The 18,656-nt window shown below is 70.3% G+C and carries 20 protein-coding genes and 1 pseudogene; 11 read left to right on the forward strand and 10 right to left on the reverse strand.

Going from position 1 to position 18,656, the window contains the following annotated elements:
- Nucleotides 1-22 precede the first annotated feature (22 nt).
- The 4 genes from ACIQRW_RS15675 (at nucleotide 23) to hemC (ending at nucleotide 3,121) form a co-directional block, all read left to right on the forward strand.
- Complete coding sequence (locus ACIQRW_RS15675) at nucleotides 23-490, forward strand: GNAT family N-acetyltransferase (protein WP_403759792.1); 468 nt, start codon at nucleotides 23-25, stop codon at nucleotides 488-490.
- Nucleotides 491-621: 131 nt separating this feature from the next.
- The gene (locus ACIQRW_RS15680; RefSeq protein WP_403759793.1) at nucleotides 622-1,602 is read left to right on the forward strand and encodes a hypothetical protein; all 981 of its coding nucleotides are present in this window, start codon (nucleotides 622-624) and stop codon (nucleotides 1,600-1,602) included.
- A complete protein-coding gene (locus ACIQRW_RS15685) occupies nucleotides 1,595-2,170 on the forward strand; it encodes an O-methyltransferase (RefSeq protein WP_403759795.1) in 576 nt (191 codons plus the stop codon). Before ACIQRW_RS15680 ends, ACIQRW_RS15685 begins: the two co-directional genes overlap by 8 nt.
- A gap of 18 nt (nucleotides 2,171-2,188) precedes the next feature.
- Nucleotides 2,189-3,121 (forward strand): hydroxymethylbilane synthase, encoded by a 933-nt coding sequence (gene hemC, locus ACIQRW_RS15690; RefSeq protein ID WP_403759798.1) that lies wholly within the window; start codon nucleotides 2,189-2,191, stop codon nucleotides 3,119-3,121.
- Nucleotides 3,122-3,142: 21 nt separating this feature from the next.
- Here the strand turns inward: hemC and ACIQRW_RS15695 are convergent, their stop codons facing one another.
- Nucleotides 3,143-3,898 (reverse strand): hypothetical protein, encoded by a 756-nt coding sequence (locus ACIQRW_RS15695; RefSeq protein ID WP_403759800.1) that lies wholly within the window; start codon nucleotides 3,896-3,898, stop codon nucleotides 3,143-3,145.
- 9 nt (nucleotides 3,899-3,907) lie between these two features.
- Nucleotides 3,908-4,381 (reverse strand): GNAT family N-acetyltransferase, encoded by a 474-nt coding sequence (locus ACIQRW_RS15700; protein WP_403759802.1) that lies wholly within the window; start codon nucleotides 4,379-4,381, stop codon nucleotides 3,908-3,910.
- Between the two features lie 174 nt (nucleotides 4,382-4,555).
- Here ACIQRW_RS15700 and ACIQRW_RS15705 point away from each other — a divergent pair, with 174 nt between their 5' ends.
- Complete coding sequence (locus tag ACIQRW_RS15705; RefSeq protein WP_403759804.1) at nucleotides 4,556-5,617, forward strand: hypothetical protein; 1,062 nt, start codon at nucleotides 4,556-4,558, stop codon at nucleotides 5,615-5,617.
- Between the two features lie 34 nt (nucleotides 5,618-5,651).
- On the opposite strand, the gene ACIQRW_RS15710 is transcribed toward ACIQRW_RS15705, so the two are convergent.
- Together ACIQRW_RS15710 and ACIQRW_RS15715 are read right to left on the reverse strand one after the other, a co-directional pair.
- Nucleotides 5,652-6,752 carry a hypothetical protein gene (locus ACIQRW_RS15710; protein WP_403759806.1) on the reverse strand — a complete coding sequence of 367 codons (1,101 nt, stop codon included), beginning with the start codon at nucleotides 6,750-6,752 and terminating at the stop codon, nucleotides 5,652-5,654.
- 330 nt (nucleotides 6,753-7,082) lie between these two features.
- Nucleotides 7,083-7,523, reverse strand: a complete 441-nt coding sequence (locus tag ACIQRW_RS15715; protein WP_403759808.1) for an ATP-binding protein — start codon at nucleotides 7,521-7,523, stop codon at nucleotides 7,083-7,085.
- Nucleotides 7,524-7,687: 164 nt separating this feature from the next.
- Here ACIQRW_RS15715 and ACIQRW_RS15720 point away from each other — a divergent pair, with 164 nt between their 5' ends.
- The 4 genes from ACIQRW_RS15720 to ACIQRW_RS15735 all read left to right on the forward strand — a co-directional run bounded on the left by ACIQRW_RS15720 (nucleotide 7,688) and on the right by ACIQRW_RS15735 (nucleotide 11,724).
- Nucleotides 7,688-8,566 carry a helix-turn-helix domain-containing protein gene (locus ACIQRW_RS15720; RefSeq protein ID WP_403759810.1) on the forward strand — a complete coding sequence of 293 codons (879 nt, stop codon included), beginning with the start codon at nucleotides 7,688-7,690 and terminating at the stop codon, nucleotides 8,564-8,566.
- Nucleotides 8,563-8,772, forward strand: coding sequence for a DUF397 domain-containing protein (locus ACIQRW_RS15725; RefSeq protein WP_403759812.1), 210 nt, complete (start codon nucleotides 8,563-8,565; stop codon nucleotides 8,770-8,772). Before ACIQRW_RS15720 ends, ACIQRW_RS15725 begins: the two co-directional genes overlap by 4 nt.
- Before the next feature lie 65 nt (nucleotides 8,773-8,837).
- On the forward strand, nucleotides 8,838-9,716 hold the full coding sequence (locus ACIQRW_RS15730) for an alpha/beta fold hydrolase (RefSeq protein WP_403759816.1): 879 nt from the start codon (nucleotides 8,838-8,840) through the stop codon (nucleotides 9,714-9,716).
- Between the two features lie 466 nt (nucleotides 9,717-10,182).
- The gene (locus ACIQRW_RS15735; RefSeq protein ID WP_403759818.1) at nucleotides 10,183-11,724 is read left to right on the forward strand and encodes an alanine/glycine:cation symporter family protein; all 1,542 of its coding nucleotides are present in this window, start codon (nucleotides 10,183-10,185) and stop codon (nucleotides 11,722-11,724) included.
- A gap of 140 nt (nucleotides 11,725-11,864) precedes the next feature.
- Here the strand turns inward: ACIQRW_RS15735 and ACIQRW_RS15740 are convergent, their stop codons facing one another.
- The 4 genes and pseudogenes from ACIQRW_RS15740 to ACIQRW_RS15755 form a co-directional block, all read right to left on the reverse strand.
- Nucleotides 11,865-12,716 (reverse strand): EamA family transporter, encoded by an 852-nt coding sequence (locus tag ACIQRW_RS15740; RefSeq protein WP_403759821.1) that lies wholly within the window; start codon nucleotides 12,714-12,716, stop codon nucleotides 11,865-11,867.
- On the reverse strand, nucleotides 12,713-13,231 hold the full coding sequence (locus ACIQRW_RS15745) for a YbaK/EbsC family protein (protein WP_403759824.1): 519 nt from the start codon (nucleotides 13,229-13,231) through the stop codon (nucleotides 12,713-12,715). Before ACIQRW_RS15745 ends, ACIQRW_RS15740 begins: the two co-directional genes overlap by 4 nt.
- A 67-nt stretch (nucleotides 13,232-13,298) precedes the next feature.
- Nucleotides 13,299-13,475 carry a helix-turn-helix domain-containing protein gene (locus ACIQRW_RS15750; protein ID WP_403760300.1) on the reverse strand — a complete coding sequence of 59 codons (177 nt, stop codon included), beginning with the start codon at nucleotides 13,473-13,475 and terminating at the stop codon, nucleotides 13,299-13,301.
- A 393-nt stretch (nucleotides 13,476-13,868) separates the two neighbouring features.
- Nucleotides 13,869-14,075 (reverse strand): annotated as a pseudogene (locus ACIQRW_RS15755) (AraC family transcriptional regulator); the annotation flags it as partial.
- 50 nt (nucleotides 14,076-14,125) lie between these two features.
- Here ACIQRW_RS15755 and ACIQRW_RS15760 point away from each other — a divergent pair.
- Both ACIQRW_RS15760 and ACIQRW_RS15765 read left to right on the forward strand, forming a co-directional pair.
- Entirely contained in the window at nucleotides 14,126-15,331 is a 1,206-nt protein-coding gene (locus ACIQRW_RS15760) for an MFS transporter (RefSeq protein WP_403759827.1), read from the forward strand.
- 32 nt (nucleotides 15,332-15,363) lie between these two features.
- A complete protein-coding gene (locus ACIQRW_RS15765; protein WP_403759830.1) occupies nucleotides 15,364-16,014 on the forward strand; it encodes an exonuclease domain-containing protein in 651 nt (216 codons plus the stop codon).
- 28 nt (nucleotides 16,015-16,042) lie between these two features.
- On the opposite strand, the gene ACIQRW_RS15770 is transcribed toward ACIQRW_RS15765, so the two are convergent.
- Both ACIQRW_RS15770 and ACIQRW_RS15775 read right to left on the reverse strand, forming a co-directional pair.
- Nucleotides 16,043-17,680 (reverse strand): penicillin-binding transpeptidase domain-containing protein, encoded by a 1,638-nt coding sequence (locus ACIQRW_RS15770; protein ID WP_403759833.1) that lies wholly within the window; start codon nucleotides 17,678-17,680, stop codon nucleotides 16,043-16,045.
- A gap of 94 nt (nucleotides 17,681-17,774) precedes the next feature.
- Complete coding sequence (locus tag ACIQRW_RS15775; protein WP_403759836.1) at nucleotides 17,775-18,638, reverse strand: hypothetical protein; 864 nt, start codon at nucleotides 18,636-18,638, stop codon at nucleotides 17,775-17,777.
- Between the last annotated feature and the right edge of the window lie 18 nt (nucleotides 18,639-18,656).

Raw genomic sequence — 18,656 nt, forward strand, 5'->3', positions numbered from 1 at the left:
CCCGGGGGCCTACCCTGCGCGGATGATCGACCACGGACACACGGACAGGACCGGCCGCCCCGTCACTCTGCGCGAGGTGGACGCGGAAAACTGGCGGGCGGTCGCCGACAGCGCGCCCCACGACGACCAGCGCGACTGGGTCCCGGCCCTGGCCGCCCGCTACCTGCTACTGAGCAGCCGCGAGAACACCTGGACCTCGCTCGCCGTCTGCGCGGGCGACGAGGTGGCCGGGCACATCATGTGGGCCCGGGACGAGGACGGTTCGCACTGGATCGGCGGCATGCTGATCGACGCCGCCCACCAGGGCGCGGGCATCGGCCGGGCCGCCGTACGGACCCTGGCGTCCTGGCTCTCCACCCGCGAGGACGGCACGGCGGTGCGCCTCTCCTACGCCCCGGAGAACCAGGCCGCCGCGCACCTGTACGCCTCGCTCGGCTTCCGCCCGACGGGGATGGAGGAGGACGGGGAGGTGGTGGCGGAGTGGGGGTAGCGGCGGGGCGAGGGGGGGAGGCTCCGGCTTCCGGCGGCTCCCTGGGAAAGCGCTCGCGTGCTGCTCGCGCCCCCCTGTACTGATTCCGCGCGCTCTATTTTGCCGACAGGGTGTCGGTATCTACTGGGTGCATGACCATACTCACCGAACGGCCGTTACCGGCCGTCGGCCCGGACGGCGTCAATCCCTCGCGTGCCCGGTCCGCCGTGCGTGCCCTCTACACCCGCCCCGCGCTCACCTCCGCAGACCTGAGTGCCCCGCTCCTCGCGCTCCCTGACGGGCACCCAGGGGCCGGACGGCTCCCTGGGGCGGCGCGGCTTTCGGACGTACGGCGGACCGTGGCCCGCTGGAGGGGGCTCGGCATCGGGGGCGTCAAGGCCTTCGCCCTTGGCCACGACCGCGACGACGCCGGGTCAACAGCTCTGGCCCCAGGCAACCTCATGGTTCAGGCGGTCTCGGCGATCAGAGAAGCCACACCGGACATGGCCGTGACCACAGAAGTGTGCGGCTGCTCCTGGACCAGCAGTGGCGAGTGTGTGTTGCGCACCGCCGCCGGAGGCATCGACCTTGACGCGACTTACCGGCTGATGGGTGAGATGGCAGTCCAGCACGCCGAGGCCGGAGCCGATGTCGTATCGCCCACCGCGATGCTCGACGGCTCGGTGCGCGCTGTCCGTGCCGCCTTGGACGACAGTGGGCTCCGTGACGTTGGCGTGAACCCCAACCTGGCGATCCACACGACGCTGTACGGGCCGTTCAAGGCCTTGATGGCCACAGACCCGGCCGCCGGTCACCGGCGTGGACTTCAGCTCGAACCGGGCCGGGCCCAGCGCGACACCGTGGTCCAGGCCCGGCGTTGGATCGCCGAGGGCGCGGACTCACTCACCCTCCAGCCGGTCATGACGGCGGTCGATGTCCTCATACGGCTCCGGGCTGACCAGGAGGCACCGCTCGTCGCGTACTCCACCTCCGGCGAATGGCCTGCGCTGAGAGAGCTGGGCTCCGAGGGCATGACCGAGTACCTCTCCATGCTCTGCCGCGCGGGCGCGGACCACGTGCTGACGTTCGCCGCCGAGCAGGTGGCCACACACCTGGAGCGCAACCGTGGATGACCGCCCGTACTTCCGCCCGGCCGCCCTTGACGCGATTCTCGCGGATGCGACCCGTCTCGGATTCGCCATGTCGTGCGAGGACCGGACCGGGTCCCTCCTCGCCACGCTCGCCGCGTCCAAGCCCGGTGGGCACCTGGTCGAACTGGGAACGGGGGTCGGCGCCGGGGCGTCCTGGCTGCTCCACGGCCTGCGCCCCGATGCCCGTCTGACCACTGTCGAGATGGACCCCGAGCACCAGGCTGTTGCCGCCGGTCACCTGGGCCACGACGCCCGCGTGTCCTTCGTGACGGCAAACGCCGAAGCTTGGCTCGACAGCTACGCCGGACCGCCTCTCGCTCTCGCCTACGTTGACTGCCGCCCCGGAAAGTTCCATCGCCTGGACGACCTCATCGGACTGCTGGAGCCTGGCGGCCTGTACGTCGTCGACGACCTGTTGCCTCAGCCCACTTGGCCCAGCGACCACCAGGCACGGGTCGACGACTTTCTCGCACACCTGCCCGAGCGGTCCAACATGCTTGGAACCAGCGCAACATGGGCATCGGGGCTTCTCGTCGGAACCCGTATCTGACGGTCTATCGTGAGTGTCATGTCCGCCGATCTGATCCGCATCGTGTCCCGTGACTCGCCCATGGCACTCGCCCAGGTGGAGCGCGTTCGCGCCGAGTTGGCCGCCCTCCACCCCGACACCCGTACGGAGGTCGTCCCGGTCAGGACGACGGGCGACAAGTGGATGGGTGACCTCAGTGCGGTTGAGGGCAAGGGCGCGTTCACCAAGGAGGTGGACGCGGCTCTCCTCGCCGGGGAGGCCGACCTCGCGGTGCACTGCGTCAAGGACATCCCGGCGGACCGGCCGCTGCCCGCCGGCACGGTCTTCGCCGCCTTCCTCCGGCGCGACGACATCCGTGACGCGCTGATCCACCCCGGCGGCCTGCACCTCGACGAGCTTCCCGCCGGGACACGTATCGGGACGTCGTCCGTCCGCCGCGCCGCCCAGCTTGCCGCATCGCACCCGCACTTCCGCTGCGTACCGATGCGCGGCAACGCCAACCGGCGGCTGGAGAAGCTTGCCGCGGGTGACGCCGATGCGCTGCTCCTCGCGGCCTCCGGGCTGGAGCGCATCGGCCGCCCCGACGTCATCACCGAGATCCTGTCGCCCGAGGTGATGTGCCCGCCGATCGGTGCGGGGGTCCTCGCCCTGCAGTGCCGTGAGGGCGACAGCGACCTCATCGACGCCGTGAGCGGGCTCGGCGACCCGGCGGCACACCGTGAGACGACCGCCGAGCGGATGTTCCTGCACGTGCTGCAGGGGCACTGCAACAGCCCCATCGCCGGGTACGCCCAGGTGGAACGGAACGGCGACCTGTCGCTCCGGGCCAAGGTCTTCACCCCCGATGGCAAGACCGTCCTCAACGCCCACGAGTGGGCCGGGGCGCTGGACCCGGCCACCCTGGGCACCTCCGTCGCGGTCAGCCTGCTGCGCCAGGGGGCGAGGGAACTGATCGACGGCATCGCCCACTGACCGCCTGCCCACCCGGATGCCTCAGCCGCGACACCTCAGCCGCGTCCGGAGCCGGGATGTGACCGTCTCCGGGGTGCCGGGCAGCGCCGCCGCGAGCGTGAGGGCGGCCTTCAGGTGTTCGGCCGTGGCGGTCCGGTCCTCGTGCACCGCCCGTACGAGCCGCGCGTCGTCCATCGGGACCAGGCAGTACCGCCAGGCCGGGTGGCCGTGCGACCTGGCGTAGCGGGCGGTCAGCAGCTCAGCGGGGGTCAGCGCCTCCGGCCTGCGGAGAAGGATCATCGCGAGCCCCGCCTGCCGGACGAGATGGCAGATCTGCTCGGGCTCGGCCTCGTTGCGGCGGTGGTCGTCGTGGACCTGGTAGATCAGGCCGTACACGAGCAGCGCCTCGCGTTCGGTGAGCGGGCTCGGCAGCCGGACGTCCCGCCAGAACGCCTCGACGGCGGCCGCGTCCACCGGGGGCCGTGGCCCTGACCCGTCCGTGGAGGTCGCCAGCCGTACGGCTCCGAGGGCGACGGCCGACTCGGAGAGCCGCCGCCGGTAGTCGAGCCCGTGGTGGAGCCCGTGGTGGAGACCCGGCGCAGCCTCCGGGCCGCCGACAGTCCGGACCGCTCGCTCCACGGCCTCGACGGTCTCGCCGTCCGTCCATTCCAGCGTCCACCGTCCCGTATCCGGGTCGCGGACCGCCTCGACCTCTGCCCCCAACTTCCCTGCTATCAGGGCCGCGAGGGCATGGTGCAGGCTGTCGTCGCGAGGCGGTGCCCCGTCTCTGTCCGGCACGGTGCCCACCTACTGCTCAGCGCTCAGGACCATCAGCATCGTGGGGTCGGCCACGGGGGCGAACCCGACCTTGGCGTACAGCTCGTGGGCGTCGAGCGTGGCGAGGAGAGTCCGCTTGAGCTCGTACGGGGCGAGGTGGTCGCGCACGGCGGTCGCCAGCCGTACGCCCAGGCCCTGGCCGCGATGCGCCGGGTCCACGTAGACGTCGCAGAGCCAGGCGAAGGTCGCCCGGTCCGTGACGACCCGGGCATAGGCGACCTGGGCCCCGTCGGGGCCGTAGACACCGAAGTTGAGCGACCCGCGCATGGACCGCTCGACGAGGTCACGGCTGCGGCCGAGTGCCCAGAAGGCGTCGGTGGAGAGCCAGTGGTGCACCAGGCCGACGTCGATGCGGTCCGGGTCGGTGTCGATCTCGTACCGGTCTGCGCCCTGGTCCAGGTTCCCGTTCCCGTTCTCGTCTTCGCTGCGCGTGGTGGACGTCATGGGCTGGGATCGTAGCCGCGCCCGGGCGCGCGGTAGGAGGCGGGCAGTGCTTGGCCGACTGGTTTCGTGGCGGGTCGTGGGCTTGAAGAGGTGACGGGTGCCTCCGACACTGTCGGTATGTGGAGGCGCGCACGAGCGATCGGGGACAAAGATGTCGCACGTCAGATGCGGAAGGTGTTCGGCCAGTTCCCGGCAGAGAGCCGCCGTGACCCGGCGGAGGTCGCCCGGGCGTACGGACAGCTCATGTTCACGCCGGAGCGTTTCGGGAGCCTGGGCTTCGGGCGCACGCAGATCAGGGGCGAAAAGAAGTTCATAGGGAAGAGCTTCAATGTCGGACTGAGGGTCGAAAGTAGCGAATTGGAGCAGCTCACGAAACGCGCTACTCTGGTGTCGGATTGTCTTTTATTGTCTCATGGCTCGGACGCCTCCTATTGTCACCTAGGCGAAAGGAGGCATACCGACGTCGAGGCCAGTGATGATACTTATCATGCCAGAGGGAGTGATACCCAAATCATCCGCTACGGGATTCACTGCCCAGATTTGGACGCTCTTGGCTCCTGGCTCCTGAAGGCCGAGGGGTTAATCAAGGAAGGGCTCGCCTGGTACCTTCCGAGCTACTCCACGAGTACAACATTTGAATCATCGGGCTCTGGGAGGCCCTTCAGTCGGAGTGCGCACCCTGTGAGTCAGGTCGCCGCCGTCGATTACATCATCAGGGGTGGCAGGGTGATCGATTCATCCGAGTCCAATCCTGTGAAGGACCGCCTGGTCCGTCTCGTGCTCCAGGTCGATCTGCCTTTCATTGAAGGAGTCACTCTGGAGGACTTCAGCAAAATCACCGTCGATGAATTCGATTCGTACAGTGGATTTCGCAACTTCTTGCGCACAAGCTTCCTCTCCATGGATGAGGCGCTCAATGCGGAGCAGTCCAAAGTCGAACTGGCAAAGCTGACCCTGGAAATCGAAGATCAGGTGCGGGTGATGCAGGCCGAGCTCCAGGCTGCCAGAAGAAGAAGATCTCTGAGCGTGGTCGGTGCCACCGTCGCTTCTACGGCTGCTTTGCTCGTCGCCGTGGAAGGATCAGTGATGGAACGCGTGCTCACGACTCTCGGATTGACCACGGCCGGAACCTTCTGGGGAGCGATTCAGGAGAGGGTCGAGAACGGCCCCCGTGCAATTCAGAACGGGCAGTGGTATTACGTCTGGGTCCTGGCCCGGAAGAGCAGGTCCTTGTGAGGCGGGGTTCAGGTGGGCGGGTCGCTTCTCCCGGTCAGGCGGCGGTCTGTACGTCCTCAGTGCGGTATTCGCGGTAGGCGCGGTCTTCCCGGCAGTCGCGGCAGTGGCCCGGGGTGGGGGAGCGGAAGGCTCGGTCGCAGGCGTCGCAGGTCTGGAAGGGCGTGACGGTGATGTGGGGGCGGCGGGCGAGTGCGGCGAGTTCCTGGATGCCGGGGGGTGGCGGTGGGAGCAGTTCGGTGAGCCGGTGTTTGAGGAGCAGGGCGGGGCGCCTGAGGGGGACGGGCGGGTCGTCGGTGAGGGCGTGGCGCATGGCGTCGGGGTGGGCCCCGCGTTCGAGCCAGGCCGCGACGCCGGGGACCAGTTGACGGACGTCGTCCTCGGTGAGCATGAACCGGGGTGCGTGGTGGTGCAGGTCGCTGAGGAACGCGGTGGCCGCGCAGTCGAGTTCCGGGGTGGGTTCGTTGGGCCGGGGGAGGGGTCGGGGCGGCGGCTTGGGCGCGGTCGGGGGCGGTACGAGCGGCAGCGATGGCGGTAGCGGTACGGAGGGTGAGGCCTGCGGCGGCGGGGGCGGTACGAGGAGGGGTGCGGGCGTTTCCGGTGCGGGCGTCTCGGACGGTCCGGGCAACTCGGACGGCATGGGCTGTTCGGGCGGCATGGGCTGTTCGGTCGCCGGTGCCGGTGCCGGTGCCGGTGCCGGTGCGGGTACGGGTACGGGCGTGGGTGGTTGGGGCGGTGTCGGTGCGGCTGCCGGGCTGCGGGGGTGCAGCAGCGCGGTGGGCTGGTTGCAGAAGACCGTGCGGGTGATGACCCGGCCGCTGGGCAGTCGTTCCCGGACGCGTTGCAGGTAGCCGAGGGCTTCCAGTTCGCGCAGGCCGGCCGCGATGCGCTTCTCGCCTTCCCGGCAGCGGGCGGCGAGTGCCTTGATGCTCACTTCCACGCCCTGGGGCAGCGACTGGATGCGTACGGCGATGCCGATCGCGGTGCAGCTGAGGTCGGGATGCTGGGCGAGGTGGTTGCCGACGACGGTGAAGCGGTCGGTGTGCGGGATGACGATGTGGATCACGCCGGAGGTGGGCAGTGGTCCGGGAACCTCTGCCAGGGCGCGCGTGAGCGCAGTATTCTGCTGGGTATCCATCGGGAAGCTGTCTCTTCCTTGGTGGTCAGGCCCTCGGTTGGGATTGCAGTCCCGGTCGGGGGCCGACGTATGTCTGGTGGGGGTGTTGCTGGCGTGAGCATATGCCGGACAACCCGCCCGAAAGCGAGCCCAGTTGGAAAACCTCACCCGTGTGGGTGACGAGCTCCTGGGATGCGTCAGGTGGTCGCCGGGGTGGGTCGGGTGGGGTTGTTTCTCTTGGTTCTTTGAGTAGTTGACGTCGCGCTTCACCGGGTCGCGGACGAGAACGATCCGGTCGGGGTTCTACCGGGACGTACCGGGTCGCGGCGGCGCACGACCCGGTGGGCGCCGTCACCGTACGAGGTCGATCTCCGCCCACACGGTCTTACGGGGAACGGGCCCGGCGGTAACGCCCCAGTGGTCGGCCAACGCCTCCACGATGAGCAGGCCCCGCCCGGTCTCCGCGTCGTCCTCGGGCGGCTTGACGGCCCCCGGGCCGGGCGGAATGCTGTCGCCGCGCGTGTCGGTGACCTCGATCCGCAACGTGTCTCCGCTGATAGTGAGGCCGAGTTGGAAGTCCCGACCCTTTACGCGCCCGTGCACCGTGGCGTTGGCCGCCAGCTCGGCGACGATGTGCGCCGCCGTCTCCGCCTCCGACGGGAGTCCCCACGCGCCGAGATGGGCTGCGGTGAGCAGTCGGGCTAGCCGGGCCCCTCGACGGGTGGGGGAGAGCAGCACGGTGAACGCCCGGTCGATGGGGAGCTGTTGGGTGCGGGGGATTTCTTGATTCATGTCACTCAGCGTGGCCGTCTCTGCGTACCGTGCCCAGTGACCGAGCCCTTGCGTACGGTGAGTGTCCGGGGCTTGTCCGGTGTTGTCCCGGCTGTCTCCCGTGACGTGGGGGAAGGGGCGCGGTTGGGAATAGAACGGCAGACGCGTTGGAAACGGGGGCTCGCATGAGCGTGGTCGGTGACGGTACGGAGTGTGCGGACGGCGGGGTGGACGAGCCCGGCTGGGACGTCGATCCCGATGACGAGTCGGGTGCGGCTGTTGTCGCGGCGGTGGGCCGCCAGATCAAGACTTGGCGCGAGGCGGCGGGCCTCCGGGCCGGCGAGCTGGGCTCCGCCATGGGGTACGGCGAGGATCTCGTCTACAAGGTGGAGGGCGGCCGGCGCATCCCCCGCCCTGAGTTCATGGATGCGGTGGACCTGGCGGTGGGGGCGGGTGGGAAGCTCGCGGCGATGAAGTCCGACCTGGCGGAGGTGCGGTACCCGAAGAAGATCCGGGAGCTGGCGAAGCTGGAGGCCGCAGCGGTGGAGCTCTCGGCGTACGGCAGCCACAACATCCATGGCCTCTTGCAGACCGAGGAGTACGCGCGGGCGTTGTTCGGGATGCGTAGGCCCGCATTCTCGCAGGACGAGGTGGAGAGGTTGGTGGCCGCTCGCGTGGCCCGGCAGTCCATCTTCGGCCGCTCGCCTGCACCGGAACTCAGCTTTGTCCAGGAAGAGGTGACACTGCGACGCCACCTTGGAGGCAGAATGGTGTGGCGTCGGCAGCTGGAACGGCTCCTGGAAGTAAGCGAACTGCGCCATGTCGAGATTCAGGTGATGCCGACCAGTCGCGACGAGCATGCCGGAATGGGCGGTGAGATGCAGGTGCTGAAGTTCAAGGACGGATCGGCGGTGGGGCGCTCCGAGGGTGACTTCGGAAGCCGACCGGTCTCCGACCCGAAGCACCTCCGGATCATCGAGCTGCGGTGTGGCATCCTGCGGGCGCAGGCTCTCAACCCGAGGGAGTCGAGAGCCTTCATCGAGCAAGTACTGGGAGAGACATGATCAGCGAGACCTCTGCCGGGGACGCTTCCAAGCTGGAGTGGGTCAAGAGCAGCTACAGCGACAGCAGCAACAGCAACGAGTGCGTCGAGGTCGCCACCGCCCCGGACGCCGTCCACGTACGCGACTCCAAGAACGTGCGGGGTCCTCGTCTCGCCGTCGCGCCCGCCGCGTGGGCGGGGTTCGTCGCGTACGCCGCCGCGCACTGACCTCGCGGTCCGATCGCCAGGTGCGCGCCCTCCGATACCGGTAACGCCCCGACCAGGACGGCCTCATGACTTCCGTGTACCGGAGCGAGCAGGCGCGAGCGGAAGTGCGGCGTTGGTGCGTGCATCGGATCGACGGCTCGGACCTGGCCCGTGCCTGTAGTGACGTGGTGACCTCGGCAGGGGTCACCGGAGTCGTGACCGCAGGGCCGGAGCCGCGTGACGGGGAGCCGAGTGTCGTCCTGCTGCCGGGGACGAACATGAACGCCGCTCTGTGTCTGCCGGTGGCGGAGGCGATCGCCCGGGAACGGCATGTGGTCCTCCTGGATCTGCCCGGCCAGCCGGGGCTCAGCGCGGACGGACGGCCTCGTACCAAGCGCTCGTCCTGGTACGGGAAGTGGCTGACCGAGGCTCTTGAGTCGGCGGTGCCGGGGCCGGTCGTCGTCGTGGGGCATTCCCTGGGCGGCGCGGTCGCCCTCGCCTGCGACGCCCCGCAGATCGTCGGCCGGGTGCTGCTCTCCAGCGCCGGCATCACGCGTCTGCGGGTTCCCGTCCCCCTCTTGGCCGCCACCGTCCCCTGGCTCCTGCGGCCCACGGTCGCGCGTTCGACGGCGCTGGTGCGTCGCATGGCGGCTCCGGGGCAAGGGCATGTGGCCGACGGCCTGGGGGAGTGGATGGATCTGGTCGGGCGCTGCTGCCGTACCAGCCTCGCTCCGCCTCCACTTCCGTCCGGTCTGCTCGAACTGCGGCGCTCCGTGCCCGCGTTGGTCGTCGCGGGGCGATTCGACCCCTTTCTGCCCCCGCGCCACCTGGGTCCAGCCGCCCGGCGTCGGCTCGGGGCGGAGTTCAGGGTGATCGAGGGGGCGGGGCACCTTCTGCTGGAAGAGTCGCCGGAGGCGGTCCTCGTCGCGGTGCGGGAGTTCTGCGCGGCCGTCGCGACGGGTTGATGAGCCGCGTCGGTCCGTCTACGCGGCGGCCGGCGGGGTAAGCGAGGCGGGAAGTCCCCCGCCGACCGGAGGACCCCCGGCCGGAGGGCCCCGGCCGGAAACACCCCCTCCGACCTGCCCATAGGTGTCCGATAAACGTATCTGCGGTTCCGTATAACGATGACGTCACCCACCCAGCATCTTCACGCTCACTATCCGGAAAAGTGACCTGCGTCACTAAAGATCAGGTAAACGGCGTGGTACAAATGCCCAACTTCGTAGGCGGAACCCTCGCCGAAGCGGAGTGCCGGGACCGCCCCGGTGACAGGCCAGAGCGACCGTCATCGTCGTCCACTCCATGGGACGCGCCGGGTCGCCGACCGGACAACGACGTTCGCTCATCCCTTCAGAAACGTCCCCCCATCGCACACCGACCGGCGAAGACACCCCACCTGTCCGCCGTTCCCGCGTCATCGAGGTAGCCAACGTGTCACTCGAATCCATAACCGAGAACGTCGACGAAGCCGTCAGCGGGTTCTTCGAACCGATAGCCAAATGGCTCGGCGAGATCGTCTTCTACGCCGTCCCCGTCGGCGGGACGGACCTCCCGCTCATCGTCGCCTGGCTGGTGGTGGCGGGCCTCGTCTTCACCGGCTGGTTCGGATTCGTCCAGGTACGCAAGTTCCGTCTCGCCATCGACGTGGTGCGCGGCAAGTACGACGACAAGGACTCGGCGGGCGAGGTCAACCACTTCCAGGCCCTGACCGCCGCCGTCTCCGGCACGGTCGGCCTCGGCAACATCGCCGGTGTGGCCGTCGCCGTCTCCATCGGCGGCCCCGGAGCCACGTTCTGGATGATCCTCTGCGGTCTCCTCGGCATGGCCACCAAGTTCGTCGAGGTCACCCTCGGTGTGAAGTACCGCGAGGTCCACGCCGACGGCACCGTCTCCGGCGGACCGATGCACTACCTGCCCAAGGGGCTTGGCGAACGCTTCGGGAAGAACGGCAAGACCTTCGGCAAGGTCCTCGCCGTCCTCGCCTCGATCATGATCCTGTTCTTCGGGCTCTTCGGCGGCAACCTCTTCCAGGTCAACCAGTCCTACGCCCAGCTCGTCTCCGTCACCGGCGGCGAGGACGGGGCGTTGGGATCCTCCGCAGGCGCCCTCTTCTTCGGCGTCCTCGTCGCCGCCCTCGTCGGCATCGTGCTCCTCGGCGGCATCCGCTCCATCGCCTCGGTCACCAGCCGGCTCATCCCCGCGATGGCCGGGATCTACATCGTCGCCTGCCTCGTCGTCATCCTCGTCAACGTCACCGCCGTGCCCGGCGCGGTCGGAACGATCATCGAGGGCGCTTTCAACCCCGAGGGCGTCGCGGGCGGTGTGCTCGGCGCATTGATCATCGGCTTCCAGCGCGCCGCGTTCTCCAACGAGGCCGGCCTCGGCTCCGCGCCGATCGCCCACTCCGCCGTCAAGACCAAGCACCCGGCCAGCGAGGGCCTGGTCGCCCTGCTGGAGCCGTTCATCGACACGGTCGTCATCTGCACCATGACCGCGCTGACCATCGTCGTCGCCAACCCGGCGAGCTGGGGCGAGGCGCGCGACGGTGAGTCGATCGGCGGCGTGACGATCACCTCGGACGCCTTCGAGACCGTGCTGCCCTGGTTCCCGTACGTCCTGACCGTCGCCGTGCTGCTCTTCGCGATCTCCACGGTGCTGACCTGGGGCTACTACGGCCTCAAGGCCTGGACGTACCTCTTCGGCCGCAGCCGCACCAGCGAGATCGTCTTCAAGTCCCTCTACACCCTGCTCGCCGTCTCCGGGTCCCTGCTCACCCTGCAGACCCTCATCGACCTGGCCGACGCGGTGCTCTTCTCCCTGGCCGTCGTCAACATCATCGGCCTCTACCTCCTCGCGCCCGTCGTCAAGCGCGAGCTGAACACCTTCCTCGAATACGTCCGCACCCGGAAGGCCGGCGGAACGGACGGGGACGACGGGGACAAGGACGAGGTGGCGGCGAAGGCGAGCGTTTGAGCCTGCCTGCCTGGCCCGCCTGACCTCCCTGCCTGCCTGCCTGCCTGCCTGCCTGACCTGGCGGGTCTGGTCGGCCCGATCCCTCCTGGCGCCTCCCGTCCTGTGCGTACGCAGGGCGGGAGGCGTCACGGCGGGAGGCGTCAACTCGTGTGCAGCATCAGGCCGATGCCCACCACCATCAGCCCCGCCGCCGCGATCCTCGGGGCCCCGAAACGCTCCTTGAAGAACAGCGTGCCGATCGCCGCGCCCACGATGATCGACGACTCGCGCAGCGCCGCGATCGGGGCGAGCGGGGCCTTCGTCTGGGCCCAGAGGACCAGCCCGTACGCGGCCACCGAGAGGGCCGCGCCGAGCAGGCCGCGTACCGCGTAGGGCCGTAGCTGCGGGAGGAGTTCGGCGCGGCGGCGGTAGTACGCGTACGCCGGGATCGCCAGGCCCTCCAGGACCATCAGCCACGCGACGTAACCCAGCGGGGTGCCCGAGGCGCGCACGCCGACGCCGTCGACCGTGGTGTACCCGGCGATGGCCAGACCGGTGCCGAGGGCCGCCACGATCGCCGGCCAGTGCGGGCGCTTGCCCGAGCCCCGGATGCCCCACAGTGCCAGCCCGACCAGCCCGGCCGAGGCCACCGCGACGCCGGCCGTGGCCCAGCCGTCCGGGCGCTCGCCGACGAACACCGCCGCCAGGACCGTCACCACCAGCGGGGCCGTGCCCCGGGCGATCGGGTACATCTGCCCGAAGTCGCCGAGCGTGAACGAGCGCATCAGCAGCAGCATGTACAGCACGTGCAGAGCGGCCGAGGTCGCCAGGTACGGCCAGGCCTCCGCCGCCGGGAACGGGGCGAAGAGGGCCATCGCCACGCCGATCAGCAGACCGCCGCCGGAGATCAGCGTGAACGAGACCAGCTGATCCTTGATCGCGTGCGCGATGGCGTTCCAACTGGCGTGCGTGACGGCGGCTATGAGGACCGCGAGGGCGACCAGAGGGGTCACTTGGCGGGCTCGCGCACATCCGCGACCGTCGCGCCCGCATGGGCGATCAGCGTTTTCGGGTCGAGCTGGAACACCGTGTGCGGGGTGCCCGCCGCCGCCCACACCACCGCGTGGTCCAGGAGTCGTCGGTCGGCCAGGACACGGGTCCTGGTGGCGTGGCCGAAGGGCGGTACGCCCCCGATCGCGTAACCCGTCGTCTCCCGGACCAGGTCCGCGTCCGCCCGCTTGACCTTCCGCGCGCCCAGTTCACGCCGCACCAGCTCGACGTCCACCCGCGAGGAGCCGTCCATCAGGACCAGCACCGGGGCGCCGTCCGCCGTGAAGACCAGCGACTTGACGATCTCGCTCAGCGAGCAGCCGACCGCCGCCGCGGCCTCCGCCGCCGTACGGGTCGCGTCGGGGAAACGGCGCACCTCGACCTGGAGGCCCAGCTCGGCCAGCGCCTCGGCGAACCGGGGATGGGCGTGGGAGACGGGGGCGGCGGGAGTGGTTTCGGTGGGTTCGGGAGTGCTCATGGCTGCACGCTAACGGTCGGTGCCGTATGCATGCGAGGGGGTTCCGGGTGGCGGGCGCGAGGCGGCCTCACTCCGTCCGGTGGGAGCCCGGGGTGTGGCCGAACGTGCGGCGGAAGACCTCGATGAAGGCGCTGGTGGACGACCAGCCGCACTGGTGCGCCACCGCGGTCACCGGCGTCCGCTCGGTCAGGAGGATCAGGGCGTGGTGGAGGCGGAGCTGGGTGCGCCACTGCGGGAAGGTCATGCCGAGGTCGCTGCGGAACAGCCGGGACAGGGTCCGGTCGCTCGCCCCGACCCGGCGGCCGAGTTCGGCGAGCGTACGGCTGTCGCCCGGGTCGGCCAGCAGGATGGCGCACAGGGCGCGCAGCAGCGGGGCGGTGGGCGTGGGCAGGTGCAACGGCTGCTGGGCGGAGGCCCGCAGCTGGTCGAGGAGCACGGCACGGAGGCGGGCCCGTTCGGGGCGGTCGCCGCCCTCGGCGCGGGTGTGGGCGATGAGCAGCTCGCGCAGCAGCGGGCTGACGGCCAGCACGGTCGGTGTGTCCAGGCCGAGCGGATTCTCGGTGACGGGCAGCCCCACCAGGTGCAGATCGAGTTCGCCGTAGGCCCGGTGCGCGTGCACGGTGCCGGCGGGCACCCAGATCGCGCGCGTGGCCGGGGCGACCCAGGACCCCGCGTCGGTCGTGACGGTCAGCACCCCGCGGCCCGCGTAGACGATCTGGTGGTCGTCGTGCCGGTGGGCGTCGATCGAGCCGCCGGGAGCCAGCCGCCGGGTGCGGGTCGGGGCCACCGGATCGTGGCGGACGGAAGCCTGCCGGATGGCATTCTGGCGGATGTTCGTCATCATGTGGCAGTTTATCGAAAGCGCGACAGCGCCGCGGGCCGGAACATGGCGGGATGCCAAGGAACACGCCGATCGTCCTGCTGTCCGTGGGCCATGCCTGTGTCGACATCTACCAGGGCTCCGTCGCGGCCCTGGTGCCGTTCTTCATCGCCGAGCGCTCCTACTCCCTCGCGGTCGCCTCGGGCATCGTGCTGGCCGCCTCGCTGCTGTCCTCCGTGGCGCAGCCGCTGTTCGGCGTGCTCACCGACCGCTGGGCCATGCCGTGGCTCCTGCCGGTGAGCACGCTGCTCGGCGGTCTCGGCATCGCGCTCAGCGGCCTGAGCGGCTCCTATCCGCTCACCCTGGTGTTCGTCGCGCTGTCGGGGATCGGGGTGGCCGCCTACCACCCCGAATCCGCCCGGGTCGCCCGGATCGTCGGCCGGGGCAGCCACCGGGCGATGGGCTGGTTCTCCACGGGCGGCACGGTCGGCTTCGCGCTCGCCCCGCTCATGGTCGCCGCCGTGATGAGCGTCGGAGGGCTGCGCTGGACGCCCCTGCTCGTGCTGCCGGCCCTCGTCGGCGCCGCGTTGTGCCTGCCGGTCGTGCGTGTCCTTCAGCAGCGGCAGACCGCCGGGCCCCGGACGGCGACGCCGCCGACCGGGAGCGACGACGTCGCCTCCTTCGTGAGGCTGTCCCTGGCCGTGGTCTTCCGGTCGATCGCGTTCATCGGCCTGAGCACTTTCATCTCGCTGTACGTCCGCCAGCGCCTGGGCGGCGGCATCGCCGTGGGGACCGCGGCCCTGTTCGTGCTCTACCTCGGCAGCACGGTCGGCGCGGTGCTCGGCGGGTCCCTGGCCGCCCGGTGGGACCGGGTGGCGGTCGCGCGCTGGTCGTACCTGGTCACGGTCGCGGCCGTCGCGGGCGTGGTGTGGGTGCCCGGCCCGGCCGTCTTCCTGTTTCTGGCGCTGACCTCGGCCGGCCTGTACGTGCCGTTCTCGCTTCAGGTCACGCTCGGCCAGGACTACCTGCCCTCCCGCGTCGGCACCGCCAGCGGTATCACCCTCGGTCTGACCGTCAGCATCGGCGGCCTGGCCAGTCCCGCCGTCGGGGCGCTCGCCGACGCGACGTCCCTGCAGACCGCCTTGGCGCCGCTCGTGGCGATGCCCCTGCTGAGCTGGCTGCTCTTCCGCACCCTGTCCGAACCGGGTGTGCCGGGGGCCGAGTTGCCCGGGGCCGCTGCCGCCGCGCGCTCCGGGAGCGGGGCGGCGAAACCCGGATGATCCGGGGCGGGGGGCGCTCCTACGCTCGACCCATGGACATGGACATGGGCAGGCAGGACGGGCAGGGCGGGCAGGGCAGGCAGGGCGAGCAGGGCGAGCAGGACGGGCAGGGCGAGCAGAGACGGCACATCGACCACCTGCTGAACGTGGTCGACGTCGAGGCGACCTGCTGGGACGGGCAGCCGCCGCCCGGCCAGGTGAGCGAGATCATCGAGATCGGCCTCACCGTCGTCGACCTGCGCGCGGGCCGACGGCTGGCCAAGCACCGGCTGCTGGTCCGGCCCGCGCGCTCGAAGGTCAGCCCGTTCTGCACGGAGTTGACCGGGCTGACGCAGGCGGAGGCGGACGCCGGTATGCCCTTCGCCGAGGCCTGCCGGGTGTTGGCGGCCGAGCACCGTACGGGGCTTCTGCCGTGGGCGAGTTGGGGCGACTACGACCGTAACCAGTTCACGCGCCAGTGCCGGGCGACGGGCGCGGAATACCCCTTCGGGCAGCGGCACACGAATGCCAAGGTCGCCTTCACCGCTGCGTACGGACTGCGCCGCCGCCCCGGCATGGCCCAGGCGCTGGAGGTGGCCGGCCTCCCGCTGGAGGGCCGCCACCACCGGGGCGACGACGACGCGTGGAACATCGCCGCCCTGGTGCTGGACCTGGCGGGGCGGGGGGACTGGCCGGCGGGGTAGGGCCTTGGGCCCGGCCTCAGCCGCCCCCTCAGCCGCCCGCCTTCAGCACCTCCGCCACGACCGGGCCCGCCGCGTCGCCGCCGTGCCCGCCGGTCTGGACGACCGCCGCCGCGGCGAGGTCGTCGCTGAAGCCGGTGAACCAGCTGTTGGAGGTGTCCTGTCCGTCGACCTCCGCCGAGCCGGTCTTGGCTCCCTTGTCGCCGCCCACCGAGGCCATCGCCTCCGCGCCGGTGCCCCAGGCGGCCGTGGCGCGCATCATCGTCGTGAGCTGCTGGGTGACGGACGGCGACAGCGATCGCGAGGCCGTCGCCAACTGCCGGTTGTCCAGGGACTGCGGGACGATGACCGGCTGGCGGAACGTGCCGGTGCGGGCGGTGGCGGTGATGGACGCCATGTTGAGGGCGTTCATCTGGACCGTGCCCTGACCGATGTACTGGGCGGCGGCCTCACCCTGCACTTCCTCCGGCACACTGCCGTCGGTCGTGACGACACCGGTCTTCCAGTCCAGACCGATCCCGAAGACCTCCCGCGCCTCCTTGGCGAGCGCCGAGTCGTCGTCGACGTCGTCGATCAGCTTGACGAAGGCGGTGTTGCACGACTTGGCGAAGCTCTGCGTGAACGTCGAACCGTCCGGCAGGGCGAAGTGCTTCAGGTTGTGGATCGTGCGGGTGTAGTACCTGGCTTCCTTGGGGCACTCCGCCGCCCCGTTCGCCGTGACCAGACCCTTCTCCAGCAGCATCGCCGCCGTCATGATCTTCAGGGTGGAGCCGGGCGCCTGCTTCCCCTGCATCGCCGCGTTGAACCCGGTCGCCGGGTTGTTGGCCACCGCGCGGATCGCCCCGGTGGACGGCTTCACCGCGACCACGGACGCCTTCGGGAACTTCTTCACCGCCCGCTCGGCCGCCGCCTGCGCGCCCGCGTCAATCGTCGTCTGCACCCTGCCCGGCTTGCCCTTGGCCAGCGTCAGCAGGTTGACGTCCGGCTGGGTCTCGTCGGCGGGCTCGATCCACGTCTCGATGCCGGGCGAACCGCCCGCGCTCTCCCCGTACTTCTCGCGCAACGTGTCCAGGATCGGCCCGAGCGAGGGGTACTTCTCCTTGGTCAGTACCTTCCCGTCGTGGTCGACGGCCTCGATCGTCGGCGTCGAGGACTCGCCCGTCCTCAGCGTCGCGCCCTCCGTCAGCTGCGGGTGCACGACCGTCGGGGCCCAGTCGACGAGGGCCTTGCCCGTCGTCAGGCCGCGCACCACGGTCAGCTCCGATGCGTACGAAAGGGGCTTGGACTTCCCGTCGTACGAGACGGTCGCCTTCACCGTGTAGGGCACCTTCGTGCCGACGGCCGGGCCCGGGGTGATCTTCACCTTGCCGATGCGGGCGTCCTCACCGTACGAGGAGAGCACCGGCTCCGCGCCCGCCTCGTTGTTGGTGAGGAGCGACGCGGCCGTGGCGTCGCCGGACGCCCACGCGTCGAGGAAGCCCTTCGACGTCTCCGCTATCTCCTCCGCGCTCGGCGGCCCCGTCTTCACCTTCGACGACTCGGACGCGCTCCGCGTACCGCCGTCCCCGCTGCCCGTGTCCCCGAGCATGCTGTACGCCCCGTAACCGATCCCTCCGGCCACCAGGACGAACGCTCCGCCGATCACGGCGACCTTCGCTCCACTGCGCATCTCGCAGTCCCCCTCCCCAGGAGAGCCCCCTGAACACGTTCAAGGGGCAACCGTGAGGAACCCTAAAGGCTTGTGGCGGACGGTGAGAACGTTGTTACCGGACCGGAATGCTTGGCCGGAAAGCGCTCTCCGCAGTGTGGCGGTGGCCCGTCGTGGGCAGACTGGCCGGGAATGCGCGGGGGAGCGAGCGTCGGGGGGCGTGCGGCATGGGCATACGTGGGCGTGTGGCGGTGGACCGGTGACGGCGTATCACATCAAGCGTCTGCCACCCGAGATCCTGCCCGACGGCGCTTCCACCACCTGGTCCGTGACCGGAGGCGGCACGGTCTCCCGGCTGTCCGGCGGCGTCGCCGTCTGGCCCGCCGCCGGTGTTGGGGTCGCCGGTGCGCTCGCCGAGCCAGACCGTGGTCTCGGGGGCGCTGTCGTCCCAGGCGTTCTGGCCGCGGCTGTACCGGTCGCCGAGGCCGGCCGGGCGGATGTCGGCCGGAGGATCGATACGGGGCGCGGCGAACTCCTCGGCGGTGAGCCACAGGAGCGCGTGCGCGCCGCCGATGAGGTCTTCCAGGTCCCGCTGCTGGGGATGGCGTGCCGCGGCCGTCGCGGCCACCGCGGCGAGGAACGGATCGGCGGCCTGCTCGGCGGTGGGCGCGGTGCCCTCCAGCAGTTCGGCGACGCCTTCGATGTCGTCGGCGACATGGTCGTCGGCGTGGAAGAAGGAGAGGGCCACCAGGTCCTCGCCCTTGCGCCGGTAGTCCTCCGGCAGTTCGAGGGTGATGACATGGGTCATCGGCAGCCCGGTGACGGGGCTCCGGGGCCACGCGGCCGTCCCGATGCCGGGCGCACGACCGCCGCACCACCCGGCGACGCGGGCACCGGGCAGATCGGTCTCGATGGGCTTGCCGGGGCGGATCGTCAACTTGTCCGCGGATTCCCCGAACCCCAGTTCGTACGCCTTCACTGTGTGCCTTCCGTTCGA

The organism is Streptomyces sp. NPDC091287, from assembly GCF_044768525.1.
Taxonomy (GTDB): domain Bacteria; phylum Actinomycetota; class Actinomycetes; order Streptomycetales; family Streptomycetaceae; genus Streptomyces.